The sequence below is a fragment of the Cerasicoccus frondis genome (genome assembly GCA_031296915.1).
Lineage (GTDB): Bacteria > Verrucomicrobiota > Verrucomicrobiia > Opitutales > Cerasicoccaceae > Cerasicoccus > Cerasicoccus frondis.
In genome coordinates, this window is the sequence record JAVDPC010000020.1 from 17,081 (window position 1) to 35,467 (window position 18,387).

General features: G+C 56.6%; 6 protein-coding genes. 3 read left to right on the plus strand and 3 right to left on the minus strand.

Going from position 1 to position 18,387, the window contains the following annotated elements; translation table 11 throughout:
- Positions 1–4: 4 nt before the first annotated feature.
- The 3 genes from RBB63_RS15465 to RBB63_RS15475 are packed head-to-tail and all read left to right on the plus strand — an operon-like array spanning position 5 to position 5,614.
- A complete protein-coding gene (locus RBB63_RS15465; RefSeq protein ID WP_309385871.1) occupies positions 5–1,252 on the plus strand; it encodes an efflux RND transporter periplasmic adaptor subunit in 1,248 nt (415 codons plus the stop codon).
- On the plus strand, positions 1,249–2,448 hold the full coding sequence (locus RBB63_RS15470) for an MFS transporter (RefSeq protein ID WP_309385872.1): 1,200 nt from the start codon (positions 1,249–1,251) through the stop codon (positions 2,446–2,448). Before RBB63_RS15465 ends, RBB63_RS15470 begins: the two co-directional genes overlap by 4 nt.
- Before the next feature lie 10 nt (positions 2,449–2,458).
- A complete protein-coding gene (locus RBB63_RS15475) occupies positions 2,459–5,614 on the plus strand; it encodes an efflux RND transporter permease subunit (protein WP_309385873.1) in 3,156 nt (1,051 codons plus the stop codon).
- A 26-nt stretch (positions 5,615–5,640) separates the two neighbouring features.
- Here RBB63_RS15475 and RBB63_RS15480 read toward each other — a convergent pair whose 3' ends face one another.
- The 3 genes from RBB63_RS15480 to RBB63_RS15490 form a co-directional block, all read right to left on the minus strand.
- A complete protein-coding gene (locus RBB63_RS15480) occupies positions 5,641–6,441 on the minus strand; it encodes a sulfotransferase family protein (RefSeq protein ID WP_309385874.1) in 801 nt (266 codons plus the stop codon).
- A gap of 72 nt (positions 6,442–6,513) precedes the next feature.
- On the minus strand, positions 6,514–7,152 hold the full coding sequence (locus RBB63_RS15485; RefSeq protein ID WP_309385875.1) for a hypothetical protein: 639 nt from the start codon (positions 7,150–7,152) through the stop codon (positions 6,514–6,516).
- 13 nt (positions 7,153–7,165) lie between these two features.
- Positions 7,166–18,181, minus strand: coding sequence for an MBG domain-containing protein (locus RBB63_RS15490; protein WP_309385876.1), 11,016 nt, complete (start codon positions 18,179–18,181; stop codon positions 7,166–7,168).
- Positions 18,182–18,387 lie beyond the last annotated feature (206 nt).

Consider the following 18,387-nt stretch of genomic DNA (forward strand, 5'->3'; position numbering starts at 1 on the left):
CACCATGCCTGACTCAGCCGACAATTCCCCTAAGCGCTTCCCGTGGAGACGAATCCTGGCCATCGTTGTCATCATCGCCGTATGCACCGCAGCCTGCGTGGTCCTGATCGAGACAGGCCCGAAGGCAACGCGCAAGCCCCCCGCCCCAATGCAGGCCAACGTCAAAGTGCACTCGCTCGAGCGCACAGATGCGCAGGTCATCATTGACGTCATGGGCAGCGTGATTCCGCAACGTAGCATCGACCTAAACGCCCAAGTCAGCGGCGAGGTGCTGGAGCTAGGGGAGAACTTCGCGGAAGGCAAATTCCTGCATCAGGGAGATTACATTTTGAAAATCGATGATCGCGACTACCAGACTGCGCTAGCCAGCGCCCAGGCAACGCTCGACCTTGAGCTGAGCGACATGGCCATCGAGTCCGGCAATCAATCCATCGCCAAGCGCGAATGGGAGCTCATTCAGGAAGCCAGTGAAGTCGCCGGCGTCAATGCCTCCCTTGCCTTGCGAGAGCCTCAATTGAAATCCGCCGAAGCCGAAGTCGCGATGGCGCGCGCAACACTCGAACAAGCCGAACTCGACCTGGCCCGCACCCGCATTACGGCGCCGTTCAATGCCATCGTGTTGGAGAAAACTGTCGATGTCGGCTCCTTCGTTTCCACGCAAACGACAGTCGCCAGCCTGGCGGGCTCGGATACCTACTGGGTGCGCGCCGCCGTGCCTAAGGCCCAGCTACAATGGCTCACCATTCCCGGCCCAAATCAAGCTGAAGCCAGCAGCGCGAGGGTTTATCCCAATGCTGATCGCAACGCATTTCGCGAGGGGAAAATCATCTCGCTCCTGGGCGATCTTGATCCAGCCGGCCGCATGGCCCGCGTGTTAATTGCCATCGAGGATCCCCTCTCCCTCAAGCCGGAAAACAAAGACCAGCCAGCGCTGTTGTTGGGTGACTATGTACGCATTGAACTAATCGGACGCGAGCTGGAAAACATTTTCAAATTGCCCCGCGAGTCCTTCCGCGACGGTGGCCGTGTATGGCTCGCCGCCAACAACGACCAATTGGAAATCCGTCCAGTCACGCCAGTTTGGCAAGGCGATGAATATGTGTTGGTCGACGCTGATCTCAAGGAGGGCGAACGCCTGGTTCTCAGTAATCTGCCTATGCCGACGCCCGGTTTGAAGCTCGTCGTGGCTGATGAGGATGGTAATGTGCTTTCCGCATCCATGCCCCCCGCAAAATCGGAGGGTGGCTCATGAGCGAAGCAGCTTCCCCTCCATTTGCCCGGGTGCTATTCCTTGCCTCATTGGGCGCGATGCCGCCGCTTTCGACGGATATGTATCTGGTCGCCATCCCACACTTGGCGGAGCAATGGCATGCGCCCACGAATGTCATCAACCTGTCGCTCGTGTTGTGGTTCGTGGCGTTCAGCATCAGTTTGCTCGTCTTCGGTTCGCTGTCGGACCGCTGGGGTCGACGCCCAATCATGCTTGGCGGCCTGGCGCTCTTCAGCCTGGCATCCCTACTCTGCGCAATGGCGACGGGGCCAATACAGCTCATCATTTTTCGTATCTTGCAAGGCGTCGCCGCCGCCGCGCCATCCTCGATGACGATGGCCTATTGCCGGGATAAATTCGAAGGCGTCGCCCGGCAAAAGTTGCTCGCCTGGCTCGGCATCATCATCGCCATCGCGCCAATGGTGGCGCCGTCCATGGGCGCATTCATCATGCACTACGCGCCGTGGCAAACCATCTTTGTGTTGCTGGCAATTATCAGCGGCGCACTGCTCACACTATCGTGGTTCTACTTTGATGAAAGCTCGGCCAGCCGGGAAAGTGGCGGCGTGCTCAATGCACTCAGCCGCTATGTCCGCCTGACCCGCAACCGAAATTTTATGCTCGCGAATTGCAGCATGTGCCTCATCGCAGCGCCTGTGCTGGGCTATGTCGGTATTGCCAGCATTATTTACATGGAGCACTTTCACCTCAGCGAATCCACCTTCGCGGTGCTGTTCGCCGCCGTGCCGCTGAGCTCCATGATTGGCGCTTACACCTGCTCCCGTCTGTTAACCCGAATGACGGATCGCTCGCTGATCTTCATTGGTCTGTGTGGATGCGTTGGCGCAAGCATTATAGTGCTGTCTATTGGGCCGCTGCACGTTTCGGCGTTCTTGGTTGGCATTAGCTTCTTCGGATTCTTCACCGGCGTCACACGCCCGCTGGCTAACCACCTTGTCCTGGAGCAAGTTGACCGCGACATCGGCGCCGCATCATCGACCATTATTTTCACCCAATTCATGGCAGGCGCCATTTGCATGGCCTACACCACTGCCGGTTGGGCGCACCCTGTCGCCGCGCTTGGATTACTCACGCTGGCCGTGCCTGGCGGAGTGCTAGCCGCATGGCCATTCATCCAACGCCGCCTTCAATTTACCGCTGTCGAACAAGCCGCCTGAGCATTACCCGATGAATACCACTGATCCCAGAACCCGCACTGGCGCCATCGCCTGGATGACCCAACACTCCGTCACCGCCAATCTGCTGATGCTCGTTTTCCTCGTGGGCGGCTGCCTAGTGATCTCCAGGGTCAAACAGGAAGTCTTTCCTGAGTTTGCGCTCGATACGGTTTCGGTCAGCGTGAGTTATCCCGGAGCCGCCCCGGAAGAAGTCGAACAAAGCATTGTGCTGCCTGTGGAAGAAGCCGTGGAAGGGCTCGATGGCGTAAAGGAAGTCACCTCTACCGCCAGCGAAGGTAGTGGCTCAGTCAGCGTGGAACTGGCCGAAGGCGCCGACCTCCAACAGCTCGCCAACGAGATCAAAAACGAAATCGACCGCATCACGACTTTCCCGGACGAAGCCGAAGAACCCAATGTATCCATCGTCAGTCGTAAACGCGAAGTGGTGACGCTTGCGCTCCACGGAAACCTCGATGAATGGACCCTCCGCAGCGTCGCCGAAACCGTACGCGACACCCTGCTCAGCAACAGCGGCATCACCCAAGTCGAACTGCAGGGCGCACGTGACTACGAAGTAACCATCAATGTGCCGCGCGAAACCCTTCGCTTATACGGACTGACTCTCAACGACGTAGCCAGCATCGTCAGCGCCTCGTCACTGGACCTCGCTGGCGGCGGCGTCAAAACCGCCACAGGAGAGATTCTGGTCCGCGTCAAAGAGCGTCGTGACTACGCACGCGAGTTTGCAACCATCCCCATCATCAGCGGCGACGACGGCGTGCGCGTGCTGTTGGGCGACATCGCCACGATTGAAGACGGCTTTGAAGACACCGACCTTTACGCGCACTTCGACGGCGAACCCACAGTGCTGCTGCAAGTTTTCCGCATTGGCGATCAGACTCCCATCGGCGTCTCCAATGCGGTAATGGAAGTGGTCGATGAATTACGCACCACCCTGCCGGAGGGACTTCACTTGCAGGTCATGGATGACAACTCTGAGGTCTACCGCCAGCGCGCCGAGCTGCTGACGAAAAACCTGCTCATGGGACTGGTGCTCGTGCTGCTCGTCCTCGGCGTATTCCTGGAAGCGCGGCTCGCATTTTGGGTCACGCTCGGCATTCCCATTTCATTCCTCGGCGCTTTTCTGTTCTTCCCGCCCTTCGACACGACGCTGAACATGATTACGATGTTCGCGTTTATCATCACACTGGGCATTGTGGTCGATGACGCCATCGTAGTTGGCGAGAACATTTACAGCCATCACCAGATGGGGAAAAACTTCCTGCAAGCCTCCGTTGACGGCACCCGTGAAGTCGCCATGCCCGTGGTCTTCAGTGTATTGACGAACATCGTCGCATTTATGCCCTTGTTCTTCATCCCGGGATTTATGGGGAAAGTTTTTGGCGTGATTCCAGTCGTTATCATCGCCGTCTTCAGCGTGTCACTGGTCGAGTCGCTCTTCATTTTGCCCGCGCATTTGTCTCATCAAAAGGACATCCATCCGCACGGTATTCGCGGCCGCCTGCATGCTCTCCAACAGCGATTCAGTACTGCGTTTACCCGCTTCGTAAACGATCGCTATAACCCCTGGCTTCGCCGCGTGCTGGCTTGGCGCTATGTAGTGGTCGTCATCGGACTTTCGTTCATGGCGTTGATCTTTGCCTACGTCGATAGCGGTCGCATGCACATGATCCTCATGCCGCGTGTAGAGTCAGACTTCGCTTTTGCCTCTGTCGAGCTACCCTATGGTTCTCCAGTGGAACAAACCGAACAAATCCGCCAGCAAGTCCTCAGCGCTGCAAAACGTGTGATCGATAAAAACGGCGGCGACAAATTGTCCAAAGGGATCTACTCGCTCGTCGGCAGTGGTGGCAGTCACGCAGTACAGTTCCGCGTTTTCCTGACCGACGCCAAAACCCGCCCCCTCTCCACAATGGAGTTCACCCGACTCTGGCGCGAAGAAGTAGGCGAGCTTTACGGCATCGACACTAGCAGCTTTGCCTCCGACCGTGGCGGTCCCGGCTCAGGCGACTCGATCACCGTCGAGCTCAGTCATCGCAACATCGAAATTCTCGAAGCCGCCGCCGAACGCCTTGCAGATGAGCTTCGTGAATACCCGCAGACCAAGGACATCAACGACGGTTTTCAACCGGGTAAGGAGCAGTTTAACTTCACCGTCCGCCCCGAAGCGCAAAGCCTCGGCCTCACGTCACGCGATGTCGCCCAGCAAGTGCGTGGGTCATTCTACGGCGCTGAGGCGATCCGCCAACTCCGTGGTCGGCACGAAATCAAAATCATGGTGCGCCTCCCCGAAGAACAGCGTACTTCGGAAGCCGACGTTGATTCCCTGATCCTGTTGACGCCCGATGGTGGCGAAGTCCCGCTGCTCGAAGCAGTCGACATCGAACGCGACCGCGCATTTACCAGCATCTCGCGCCGCAATGGAAGACGCGTCCTCAACGTCACGGCCGACACCAACGACCCGGCCGACGCGGGCCCGATCACGGCAGATTTAAAAGCAACTGTGCTGCCTAAACTTGCCGCGGAATATCCTGGACTCACCTACGGTTTTGAAGGGCGCCAGGCAGACATGCAGGAAAGCGTGTCAGCAATGATCATTGGCCTGCTGCTCGCCGTTTGTGGCGTCTATGCCCTCCTGGCTGTTCCGTTCAACAGCTACTCCCAGCCGGCTATTGTCATGATCGCAATCCCGTTTGGCATCGTAGGCGCTGTGATCGGTCACATCATCATGGGCTATAATTTAAGCTTGATGAGTTTGTTCGGCATCGTCGCTTTGAGCGGCGTAGTCGTAAATGATTCACTGGTCCTCATCGACCGCACAAATCAATTTCGCGCCCAGCAACTTCCGCCGTTAGAGGCCATTATCCAAGCCGCAACTTCACGCTTTCGTGCGATATTGTTGACGACGCTAACCACCTTTGGCGGACTGTTTCCAATGATCATGGAAACATCGCGACAAGCACGCTTCATGATCCCAATGGCGATCTCGCTCGGCTTCGGCATCCTCTTTGCCACGTTAATTGTCTTGGTCCTTGTGCCCTGCCTTTACGTTATTTTGGAGGACTTGAAAGCCAGCCGCACTCCAGCAATTAAGACCAGCAGCACAACAGAAACCACTGGCGGCGCCCACGGACTTCAGGCCTAATGCAGCTTCAATAGAGTGCAATGCAACTATGCGCTCTTCGGCCAGGCATATCCCATCGCGTCCATGCCTTCTTTGCATTCAGCTTCAAACATCGCGCGCTCATCCAGAGACCATGCCTGCCACTTCTTCAGACTCACGTCTAAAAGCTGCTTGCGCTCGTTTTCTGAAGCTTGCTTCCACTCAGCATCAGACTTGCCGCCACTGGTGGGATGATAGCGATTTGATAAAATATTCTGCGCAACGACGCTATCTGGCTTTACCCCAAAGAAAGTGAACACCTTCGCCAGCTCCTGCGTTAAAACCTCTGGATTCATCAGCCACTCATAACGAAAAACCATTGCCTGTTCTGGATGTGCCTGGACCCACTCAGCCATCCGAACGGATCGCTTCCAAACCTCGCAATGACTCTTGAATGTTCCGTGTTTGAAGCCTTCATATTTCTGTCGTGATGCAATGACGTCGATGCCATTCCGCACTAGGTAAAGCATCTTTGCTCCGGGCATCAGCTCGAAGAGATAGGGTGTAAATTCCGGCTCCGGATTGATCGAACACAACCAAATCGAATTCTTGAAGCGCTCCATCCGCGAAGGCCAGATGAGATCATCGATCAAGCGCCGGAACGCCCGCAGGTAAGTCGACTTTCTGACCACATGCGAAGACCCACGGAAGCCCTCATGTCGGTTCCGATGCGCCACCGATACAATATCCTGAATAGTATTATTCTCCTCTCCATTATAGTAAACTTGAGGATGACGCCCAAACGACTTGCGCATCACCGTCGTTCCTGAACGCCCAACACCGGCGAGGATACAATATCGTTGACTCATGCGACTCAAACGTAGGTAGCCGTCGGCACATGCCAATCCAAATATTACGCCTGACTTACTACTGTCCCGCCATCAAACTTTGCGACGCTGGCGCATATATGCCCGAGTCAGCACAACAGCGCCAGCCGCCAGACCGAGCATCACGATACTGGTTTGCGGTTCAGGGACGCCGGTAATACTCAGTGACCAACTGTCGACGGTCGTCGTTTCGCCTGGGGATACATCGGCAAGGAAAAGGGTCCAATTGCCACTGGCGGGAAGGCCGATGAACGACGAGAAGTCCGCCACGCGCGGGTCGGTGTCGAGTAGGGTGTCCGGATCGGTCGTACGCGCATCGGGACCAAAGATGCCGGTGTAAGGCGCATCTGACACGTGAATGTCTGGGCCGTCGGCAGTGAAGGTCACGTTGAGCGCGCTGGCCGAGGAACCAAATGGTTCACTTTCGGTCCGTCCGAGCCGGTTGACCAGCACCGTGAAGCCCGAGTCGTGCTGCACGTAGCCGTAGAGATCGCCGATCCAGCCGCCCGAAAGCACAAGCTCGATCTCAAGGGTTTCGATACTCGTGATCGATGGCGCGTCAATAAACTGTGTGTCGCTGAAACCAGTCGGTGAGTTATCGGGGATCACTTGCCCGAGCGTATAAGTTTCGCTAAAAGGCGTGGCCGAAAGCGCGCCGAGCGCCGCAAGCGGAATAATGCTGATAAATGCCATGTTGGTTTCAGGTTTAAAGGTTGTTCACGAGTAGCCGGTAGAAGACGGAGCCGCCAGGAGGTGAGTCGTCGGTGAAGACACCGCGGCCCTGATCATCGATGGTGATCGAGCCAACATCGCCCCAACCGCTGTCGAGCGCCTGGCTGCGTTGAATCACGTAAGTGCGGCCGGGTATACCATGGATTGTGACTTCGATGGAGCCGCCGTCGAGCACTTCGATGCTTGGTGCATTCCGCCCCACTCCACCGCTGCTGCGATCCAGCCGAACTTCCATCAATATCTGCCCCAGCGTCGTCGCGTTCAGCGAGTCAGCCAAGGTGATGGCAAAGCTGTCGTCGCCGCTGAAACCATCGCTCGGCGTGTAACGAATCACGCCGCCAATCAACTCAACCAAACCGCCTTCAGTCGAAGACGCATCGACCGCGTTGATCGACACGACCTGCCCATCCGGGTCCGAGGCGCGTGCAAGGATTTTTGCCACGGCCAGCTCGACTGGCGTTTCAAAATCCGTCGCCGCGTGGTAGGGACTAAACAGTGGAGGACGGTTGATCGTGCCTTCGATACTCAGGTTGAAATCGTCGACATCGGAGTCGATGAGCAAGTTCGCAAAAAGGAACCCGCCGCCCGAAACCAGTGTGATGTCAAACATCGTGCTTTGCCCGCTTTCGAGATTGAAATTCGTGGACGCCGTATCGAGGTCGAACGACGAGACGAGCCCGCCTTCGAGCACGATGCGCTCGATGTTCAGCGAAGCCGTGCCGGTGTTCTCCAGCGTAATCGTCACGCTGTCATTCAGGCCGCCAACATCGACCGATGCGCCGCGACTCAGCTGACCAGTTCCATCGCTGACGACGAGTAACGGAATCGGATCACCGTCCACACTGATCGTCACTTCAACTAGGGTTGCTTCCGGTGGCTCGCCATCGTCGCTGACTTCTACCGTGGCGGTAAAGGTTCCGCCCACATCGCTAGCTGCGGGCGTCCAGGTCAGCACGCCGGTATCAGCATCGACTTCCATACCCTCGGGTCCACTCAGCAGCGTAAAGTTCAGGGTCTGCGTTGGCTGGTCAGCATCCATCGCCTCAAGCTCGACCATGAGCGGCTCGCCGACTTCGGCAATCTGCAGCGGCGGCTCAATGACCTCAGGCGGGCTGTTGCTCTCGCTGATCGCAATAGTGATTTCCTGCTGCGTCTGCTGTTGCGGCAAACCAGTGTCTGTCGCCGCCACTAAGAGCGTGACCGTTTCGCCGCCGTCCACTTCATTGCTCACGAAGCTCAATGCGCCAGTGGACTCATTAAGGATCAGGTTCGGATGGTTCGAGGACACGAGCGAATAGCGGATCGACGAGGCCGCGCCATCAGGGTCGGTTGCTCGGAGGAAGGTGTTGAGCGTGCCGCCTTCCGCCAGCGTGAAGCTGGCGGGTGACGTAAAGACCGGCGGCTGATTTGCACCAGCCTGCACGAGCGTCGTCGCCTCCGCAGTCACGGGCTTTTCCTCGGCGTTGCCGAAGTTGTCCACCGCCACCGAGTAGAAGCCGTAGGTGCTGCCGATCTCACCCATGTAGAGCGCAGAGCGCTCGGCTGTGCGCTGCTGCCAGAGCGTGAAGGTTCCGCCGTCTTCGGACACATAAATGTCGTAGCGCGCATTGGAGTCGTCACTGTCCCAACTCACCACGAAGGTCTCCGGGCTCGTGCTAGGTAGTTCCACGATAGTGCTCGTTGGGGCGCTTTCGTCAGCCTCGTCGAGCACGTATTCGAGTGTGTAAAGGCCGGTGCTGTCGTCATCGACCAGATGCAAAATGTTCTCACGTACTGGCGGGCGCCCCAGCCCGCGGAACGTGCGGTCTGTCTTCCAGATGTTGACGTCAAGCGGGATCACGCGTCCGTCGGAACGCGTAGCGCTCACGAGGCGGAAAATACCCTTTCCGGGATCGGGGATGCGCACATAGTTCCAACCCGCGCCCATGGCGACGCTAAGTTCGATGGTTAAATTGTCCGAAGTTACTTGCGGATGCGTTGCGGTTTCGACGACGGCCACGGGGAACACTTCGCCGCTGCTCAGGTGAACGGTGTCCGGCAAGTCTTCGGGATCGGCAACATCGTTGGTCAGGAAGTCCGGCAAACCGTCGTCCAGTTCGCCGAGTGCGCGGACTGCATGAATCATTTCATAAATCGTGACTTCCTTGATCAACGACAGACGCGGATCGCCGAGGCCAGTTACGTGCTCGAAGGTTGCTTCATAATCCAGGAACAGCCCCTGCAGCGTCGAGGTGAGGAACCAAGTGCCGACCTTGCGCTCGCCGGGTGCGATGTCGCCAAAGTCCGCATTGAGCGAGGGGATTAAATTTTCGCCTGCGACCTGCGTGGCGATGATTTGGAAATCGATCAGCAGGCCCTTTTCGTTGTCCACAATTTCCGGCTGCGCGGAGGTGATGGACAGCGAACGCGCCGCACCGTAACCGCGATTTTCCACGATAACCGCGAGCTGATAAGGGATCGCTGGTTCAACCACGCTCGTAAACGGATCGTCCGACACCACGTCACGCTGATGATAGTATTCCAGGTAAAGCGAGGCGTCGGGCATCACGGTAACTTCGACCGTCTCGACCGGCACGGAAATCGTGTTGCCGTCCTGGTCATATTGCAACAGGCCGCCAATCGTGTAGACGGTGTCGCTTTCAGGCGCCGCAGAGTCGCGCGGAATAATAGTCCACTCAACCGCACCCGCCGAGCCACCGGCAATCGTGCCCGGGCCAGAAGAAAGGTCGACACCACTCGTGCGAGTCACGCGGATGTTGAAGTTATCACTTGCGTCGTTGCCCTCAGCGTCGCGTACTTCGATATCGGCGAGAACATTGGTTAGGGCGAATTCGTCGTTGTTCTCCAACTCAAGCGTGGCCTCGAAAGCGGAGCGCGTCATAACGAGGTCCTGGTTGATACGCAACTTGACCTGCGCGCAAACACCGTTGCCAAAGTCGAGGTCGTCGTTGAAGACTTCGTCAATCAGGTCCTGCTCGGGCACCACAAATTCCTCTCCTGACACTTCCAAAATGAATGGCTCAGGCTCGATGATATCGTCAGCCAGAATTTCGATTTCTCCACTCTTGGCAATTTTCACCAAGCGCGCCGTGGCGCCCGGGGAATCACCGCCTCCACAACTACCGATTTCCAGCTTGGGTCCGTCGCCGTTAACACCGATTTCCTGCTCGCCTGCCGGAGTCTCGATCTTCACCGAAGCGTTCGCGAGAACTTGCAAGCTTGCACAGGCTTCAAACTTCACCGTGCCATCCAAGCAGCCAGTCACGGTCGCCATGGCCGAGCCGTTGGTGCCGATCGTGCCCGACGCCTTACCCGAAACGGTTTGCTCAACCCCCGACTCGGACAGCAGCGTCAACGTCGCACCACCCTCGCCTTGCAAGCCGGCAAAGAGATTCGCCGAAACCGAACCAGTGATGCAGGCCTTGGTCTCGCCGCCACATTCTTTGTTAACATTCAGACTGACGGAGCCGCTCAAGTCGGTTTTCACGCCAGCAAGCGCGCTCAAGCTAATACTACCGTCGATGATGCCATCGCCTTCCTCCAACTCGAAGCCTCCAGAGTAACCAATGATGATCGAGCCCGAAACGGAGGCCGTCGCCGAACCGCCGCCCTTAAGCCCGATGTTGCCCATCGAGTCACAGCAAAAACAAAGCTCTCCGTCACCACTAACGGTGATCTCCACGTCCTGGACTTTCGCCCAAGGCGGCAGAACAGCGCTAACCGCCGAAGATAATTGCGAGGCCAGCGCCTTTAAATTGACCGAGGCCGAACCATCGATGCAAAGCTCATCCAATGGGAAGCACGGGCACTCGTTTTGCGTGGCGGGAGCTGTAAAATTGTAGACCACATCTGGGGTTGGAAAATACCGCCGGCCAGGGCCACCCCCACTGCCGAATCCTCCGCCACCAGCGCCGCCACCGATGTAAATGCCTCCACCACCTCCACCGCCACCGGGACAGCCCAGGCCACTGCCCGGTATGGTGATCGTTTTATCGATCTCAATCGGACCGCAGATATAAGTGTAGCGCAGCGTGCCGCTCAAGCTGCATGGCACGCCACCTGATCTGGGAGCTTTTCGTGCAAAGGAATCAGCTGAGATTTCTGCCAGGTAACGAGGATTACCCTCGTCGTCAAACTCACCAATTCTCCGCACCGTAACTGGAACTGTGACCGAGCCCATCGCTGAGATCGTTCCGAAGTCATCGACCAATGGCGTGATCTCGAAGAATGGGTGATCCAGAAAATCGATGCTGCCCGCCTCCGCCGCAATCAGACCGTGATTCGTCACCTGGTAATTCACCACCTTGCTTTGGCCAAGCGCCACGAGGTCGCTGACCTCGAGCACCGCAGGCTCAATCGTCACCACCGGTTTCGGCACGTTCGTCTCAAAGGTGGACTCGATTGTAATCTGATAACGGTCCTCAATTGAAATTTCGCGAACGCTAAAATTATACGTAACACTCTGACGTGAGATGAACACCTGACGGTAATTTTCCTCGCCCGGCTCGATGAACACATTGATCGATTCCGCCGCGTGCTTGGGACCGTTGACACGCACGGTGTAGTAGCCGGAACGCAGGTTCGTAAAGAGCACTTCACCGAATTCATCCGTGGTTCCGTTGACAATTGTTTCGCCGCTAATCGCATCCGCCACGACAACATTGGCGTCAGCCACTTTCGGACGCGGGCGCTCTTCGGAGAAGTAGAAAAACTCGTCGACCACATCGACTTTCAGGTCACCTCGTTCATCAGTAACCACGCGGAAATTAAAAGGTAACGAGGCCGGGCGAACGGTGGTGCTGCCCACCGCAATCGTGCCGGTAAACTCCGTGAGCGAAACAGCTGAGCCAGGCATGAGCAGCAGGTTCACATCGGCCGTGCCACCGGGCTCGATCGACGGAATGCGCGCGGGCGTGGATAGCTTCATCCATGGCAGTGGCGGCAAGGAAACGGTCAGTTCGCCACTCGGCGCGCCGCCATCGTTGGTCACCTTGAGCGGCACAATGCGCTGACCACCACGCAGCACCGACGCCGTTACGCGAGAGGGTGTGAAGACCAGCACTGCCTCTTCCGCAAAAGCCTGCAGGTAAATCGGCACGTCGATGATCACGCCTTCCGCCGTTTGCACGATGAGCGCGCCTTCAAAGTTGCCAGTAAAATCGTCGTCCACGGCAAGGTCGATATCCAGCGGCAAACTGTCACCGGCGGCCAACGTTTCGGGCACACTGGACAGCGTTGCCAAGATCTCCGGCGGGAAGCCTTCGACCATCGCCTCGACGCCAGTCAGGTCGACATCATTCGGGTTAATGATGCTGCCGCTAATCGTTTTCGTTGTTCCCTCTTCCACCCGCGTGACGCCATCCGGAAAGCCGTCGACTTCGAGGTTGAGCAACGTGAACTGATCCTGAATCGGCGCTGTGGCAACGCCCGGATGCGCCGCGCCCACCTGATAAAAACCAGACTCGCCCAGCAGTGGAACCCAGGTCATCTGGAAGTTGCCCGCCGAATTCGTGAAGCCCGAAATCATGCGCGTCACACCGTCTGACGAGATGTGGACATTGACGAGGACATTCGGCACGGGCAGGCCGTTGCTCATCGCAGAGCCATTGAAAATCACGGGCAGCGTCGCAGGCGCGGTCACGGTGTCCGTCGAAACCGTTGCCGTGTAGGCGGGTTCGATCGTAATCGGCTGTGGGAAGAAGAACACATTGTTGTCTTCGAAAATTTCTTCCTGTGCATTACGCGCATCGACAACGAGGATCAGGTAGAACAAACCGGCCGTTTGCGGCGCACGAATGGTCTCTGATCGCGTCAGCTCGCCCACCCCGAGTTGTGAGCTCGTGAAGATTTCCTTCACCTGCTCGTCCCCCGAATCCAACACCGCGTCACGCGACAGATACACGCGCGTGGAGAACGGAAAATCCGTCGGGCCAAGACCGCTGTTTGCAAGCTTGAAGGTGAAAGAGAAAAACGCGTCAGTCTTCACTGTCGCTGGAATCGTGCCGCCTGAAATACGTAAGTCCGCCAATCCGCGATCCGTCACCGAGAGTTCGAGGCTCGCCGATGCAAGCGCTGTCGCCGTCGCGGTTATCTCACCGACGCGATCGCCTTGGTCGCCGCTTTCGGCAACGGCGATTAGCGGTATAGTGGTCTCAGCCGAGTCGGCGGGAATGGTTGCCGTAGGCGGTAAATTGAACAGACCGGCGACATCCGCCAGAGCGACTTCAACCGGGCTCGACAAGTCTGGCGTCACGCGGCGAATCGTCAACGTGCCCTCGCCTCCCTCCGGCAGAAATCCCGAGGCAGGACCAACCAATTCGAGGCGGGGCTCCTCGTCATCAGTCACGACCAGGGAAACCACATCCGTCGTCGCCACGGTCTCCCCCGAGATGACCAAGGCACCGGAAATCTCCGTAGTCTGCGAACCGTCAAAGTTATCGTCGTCCACCGCATTGATCGGGAAGCGTGCATTGGACTGATTTGCCGGAATCACAATAGTGCTGGGAACCGTGGCGGCGGTAGGATCGCTGGAGTAGAGTTGCACCGTGAGCGGCAGGCTGCTGACTGGCGCGCGAGTCACCGTGCCAAAAGCAGCGTTCTCACCGGCGTCTTCCGCAATCGTCGCCTTATCGATGGTGAGGACGATGGCGGGTAAGTCGTCGTCGAGCACTTCAACGGATACGGTGTTGCTCTGCGCGGTGGAGGTCTGCGCCCGAATGGTGAGCAATTCATCCGGCTCGATAATTTCGTCCTGAAAAAGATTCAACGTGAATGGCGCGCTTAAGCTGCCCGCTGAAATGACCACCGCCGAGGTCGCGGCTACAAGGCCTGTTGGCGCGATGGAGAATGTCAGCGAGGTATCGACCGTGCGCACAACATCGATGGATACATCACCCGTAATTTCATCGCCTTCCATGTAGATCGGACTGTCGACTGCGAGTGTGATGTTCGGGCGAATGAGGAACACGACCGAGCGCGTAATCTCCACCGCAATGTCGTCGACCGAAGTCGCAATGGCCCGCAGTTCAAATATTCCATCGCCTTGCGCGGTAACCGGTAACGTGGCAGTCCAACCACCGGCGGCATTCGTGTCCGTCGCAAAGTCAGTGAAGTTTGCTTCACCGTCCTTGCGCAGTGCAAAGACCACGTTGTCGATGCCAATGTCGTCGAGCACAACCAGCTCAACCGACGGCGCGCCCGTTTGGAACATCCGGCCATTTTCGATCAAGGCTCCGCCCGTCGTCAGCCCCGTAATGAGCGGAGGCAGGCGCACGGTCTGCGATTCCGAGACGGGCAGGAATTCGCCGTTGCCCTCCTGAGCCGCTGTAACCACCACTTCACCGCCGCGGCGTGCGATCAAAGTGTTGCCATCAATCACTGCGACGCGGGATGGCGTGGCCGAAAACACCACCGGCAAACCGCTCGAAGCCGTTGCGCTTAAAGTAACCGTGGTCGCAGGCGTGATTGGATCGAAAGTCAGCGTCTGGTTTGCCACGATGCTGAGCCGCTCAGTGGAACGGCCTAGGTATTGCGGGTCGTCGATTTCCGCTAGCACCTCGTAGTTGCCCACCGCGCTCGGCGCCAAGGTCGAGCCATCGTAGGTCACGATGACATTCAATCCTGACGGATTGGTGGTGACGGTGACCGGCTTCGAATTGCCGTCGAAAATCTGGTTGAGGTTGCTGATCGTCACGTCGGCCACCATCTTGGTCGGATCGGCGGCAGGAACGAAGTTGGTGAGCTGCACGGTATTCGCATTCATCACGACATCGAACTGCCCTTCGGCAAAAATCACGGTGCCGCCAATCACGTTGTCGAAGGCGCCACTGACCGTGCCAGTCGTTTGTAGGATCGTGTAGACATTGCCTGATGGCGGCAGGAAGTCGTTGATCAGCGAAACATTCAGGTCGCCGGCCAAAGTCACATTTCCGGATCCCGTGACGTTTAACACATCATACTCCGAGCCTGCGCTATCGCCTCCAATTTCAATTTCCAGAGTCGACGTTGCCTCGCACGGGATGTTGCCAACAATGGTCAACTGCCCAGCCGACATGCCTGGCGCAATCGATCCTTCGTGCGTGAAAGTCGCATTGGCCAGATCGATCGTCGACGTGCCGCCAAGCACGCCACCCTCAGCATTCACGAATGGCCCGGCATTGAAGAAGACGCCACCTGAACCAGTCGCAAGCAAGGTGCCCTCGTTGCGAAAACCATCGTTATTCGGGTCGACGGTCAACCGTGTGGTCTGAGTGGCGTTGATCGTCCCCTGGTTAATGAGGCCGCCACCGTTGTTCAGCAAGTTACCCGCGCCGCGGATCGTCATAGTTGGGCCAACCGTCAAGACTCCGCCTTGGGCAAAGATGAAATTCCCGCCATGATTGTTCATGATGATCTCGCCAGTTCCTGTGATCATCGGGCTTGCGCCAATGAAATTCAGAGAGGTCGTGTTGCCGACCGAGCTCAAGCTGAAGGTCGCATTGTTGATGGTTGTTCCGTCGAGATTGACCGAGCGGTTGTTCGCAATCGACATCGACGCACTGGTTGTCACATCGGTCAATGTCGGTGTGCCCGCCAAGGAAATAATCGCCGAGCCGTCGCCAGTCGCCGCAACTTCACCACCAATGAGATTCGTGCCACTGTAAAGCGTGAGGCGTGACCCGCTGCCAAGCTCGATCACATTGCCGGTGTTGATAAAATTGCCACCGTAAAAGGCGAAACCGCCAGTCCCCGTTGCAAGCATCGTGCCCTGGTTTTCAAAGTTGCGGGCATCGGGATCAATCGCCAGCGCAATGCTGCGGTCGGCAATGATCGTCCCTTCGTTGATTAAGCCGCCGCCATTGTTCATGAGATTTCCGGCGCCACGGATGGTTTGCCCGGGAGCCAATGTCAGGGTTTGGCCATTGGCAAAAAGGTAATTCGAACCGTTGTTGCTCATGATGACCTCACCCGTTCCCTGCAGCACGGGGTCAGCGCCCGAAAAGGTTAGCGAGGTTACATTGCCCACCGAATTTAGGCTAATTGCATTATTATTGGTGACGTTATCGATCAGGAAAACCGAACGATTATTAGGCACCGGCAGCGGTGCATTCAGCGTGACTTTATCTAAAGTTGGATTGCCGGATATGCCAATAAAACCCGTGCCTTCAGCTTCAAGCGAGCCGCCATTAATGACGGTTCCGCTAAACATCTGCACCCGCGAGTCGTTGCCGATTTCGATGGTGTTGTCGGCGTTCTCATAGGTCGCGGGATACAAATACAAACCGCCTGTGCCTGTCGCCCGTAGTAGACCTTCGTTCAAAAAACCACTGGCATTCGGGTCTATGCTCAAGGGCACTGACCGGTTGGCCAGAATCGTTCCTTGATTGATCATGCCGCCAGAGTTATTCAGCAGATTACCCGCGCCGGAGATACGATGCCCAGCCTCCAGCGTCAGCACTTTGCCGTTGGCAAAAATATAGTTTGCCCCATTGTTGCTCATGACGACTTCACCATCTCCTTTCAGCACTGGATCATCGTAGTTGAACACCAGCGAGGTTGTGTTGCCGACAGAGTTCAGCGTTATGAGCTGGTTATTCGTCATCTCTGTATTGAAGGTGACATTGCGGTTATTCGGCACAGGCAACGGAGCATCCAGAATGACGTTGTCCAGCGTCGGATCACCCGACAGCGCAATCGTGCCTGAGCCCCCCGGAGTCGCTAATATGTTTCCATTGGTGATGACCGTGCCAGAGAAGAGGCGCAGCAATGAAGCGTCTCCAATTTCGATGGTGTGCCCGGTGTTCGTGTAGTTCGCAGGATACAACGATAATCCACCAGAGCCAGTCGCCAGCAACACACCTTCATTCACAAAGCCCGAAGCATTGGGATCGATGGACAACGGGACCGTGCGGTTGGCAATAATCGTTCCCTGGTTGACCATGCCCCCACCGTTATTCAGTAAAGTTCCAGCCCCGGAAATCGTCTGCCCGCTACCGACTGTAAGGACTGAACTATTGGAGAAAATAAAGTTCGCCCCATTATTCGATAGCGTTATCGAACCCGTGCCGGATATCGTCTGATCGCCACTGTTATTAAAAGCAAGGGCGGTGGTATTCCCCACCGAACCCAGGGTGATCGAACCATCGTTAACCAAGTTGTCTTCGATATTCACCGTGCGGTTATTTGTGATCTGCAGAAAGCCATTCACGCGAACGCCTCCGACCAAATGAGGAGTGCCCGCCGTATGAAAGAAACCAGAGCCAATTGACTGCAGTTCGCCCCCGTCAATCACCACGCTACTGTTCAACCGCACCACAGAGCCATTGTCTGCGGTAATCACGTGCCCGGTGTTGGTGTAAGTAGAAGCGTATAGATTCAAGCCGCCGCTGCCGGTCGCCGTTAACACGCCCTGATTGATAAATCCATCGGCGCTTGGGTCGATGGACATGGGCGTGCTTTGATTCGCCTCCACACGCCCCTGGTTAATCACACCACCAGCGTTATTGAGAAAGTTGCCACTGCCGCGAATGGTGTGCCCCGATCCATTGGTAAGAATACTTGATGTGGTCAGTAAGTTCGCGCCGCTAGTTCCAATATTGATGATGCCACTGCCGGTGATGGTTGCCGCATGGATAAACTGGAGTTGCGTGGTATTCCCTACGCTACTGAGGCTCAGCAAACCGTCATTATGCAATGCGTTGCCCTCCAGGTTCAGCCCAAGGTAACGGTTGTTGGTGAGGTTCAGACTGTCGCCAACTGAAATGTTCAATGAGTTAATCGTGGCGCTGATGTTATAAGAAACAGCAGAGTCGCCTGCTGCGCCACCATCGATAAAGACATCGAAATCGGTGCTATTGGGAATTTGAAAATCGAACCAATTCGATTCAGTGCCCCAACTGCTGGAACCCCCAACCCAAGTGGCGTTCGTCGCATGCGACAAGTGTGAGAAAGTCAGCGTCGCCAAAGCGCTGCAAAGAACCCGCCATCGCGGAAAGCAGTAGAGGTTTTTCATACCAGCAAGCAGTAAAATAAAAAGACAAACACAGCCGGAAACGTTAGCCGTGATCTTAAATTCTATTCACGAAACTACAGAGAATCCAGTAGGCTGGCAATCCCTTAAACCTCTAACGCAGGGATTTTACAATTAACAGAATTTGAGAAGAAAAAACGTCGTTTGGCCGTGAACATCCACCCACTCAAAACGCGGATTTCGGCGAT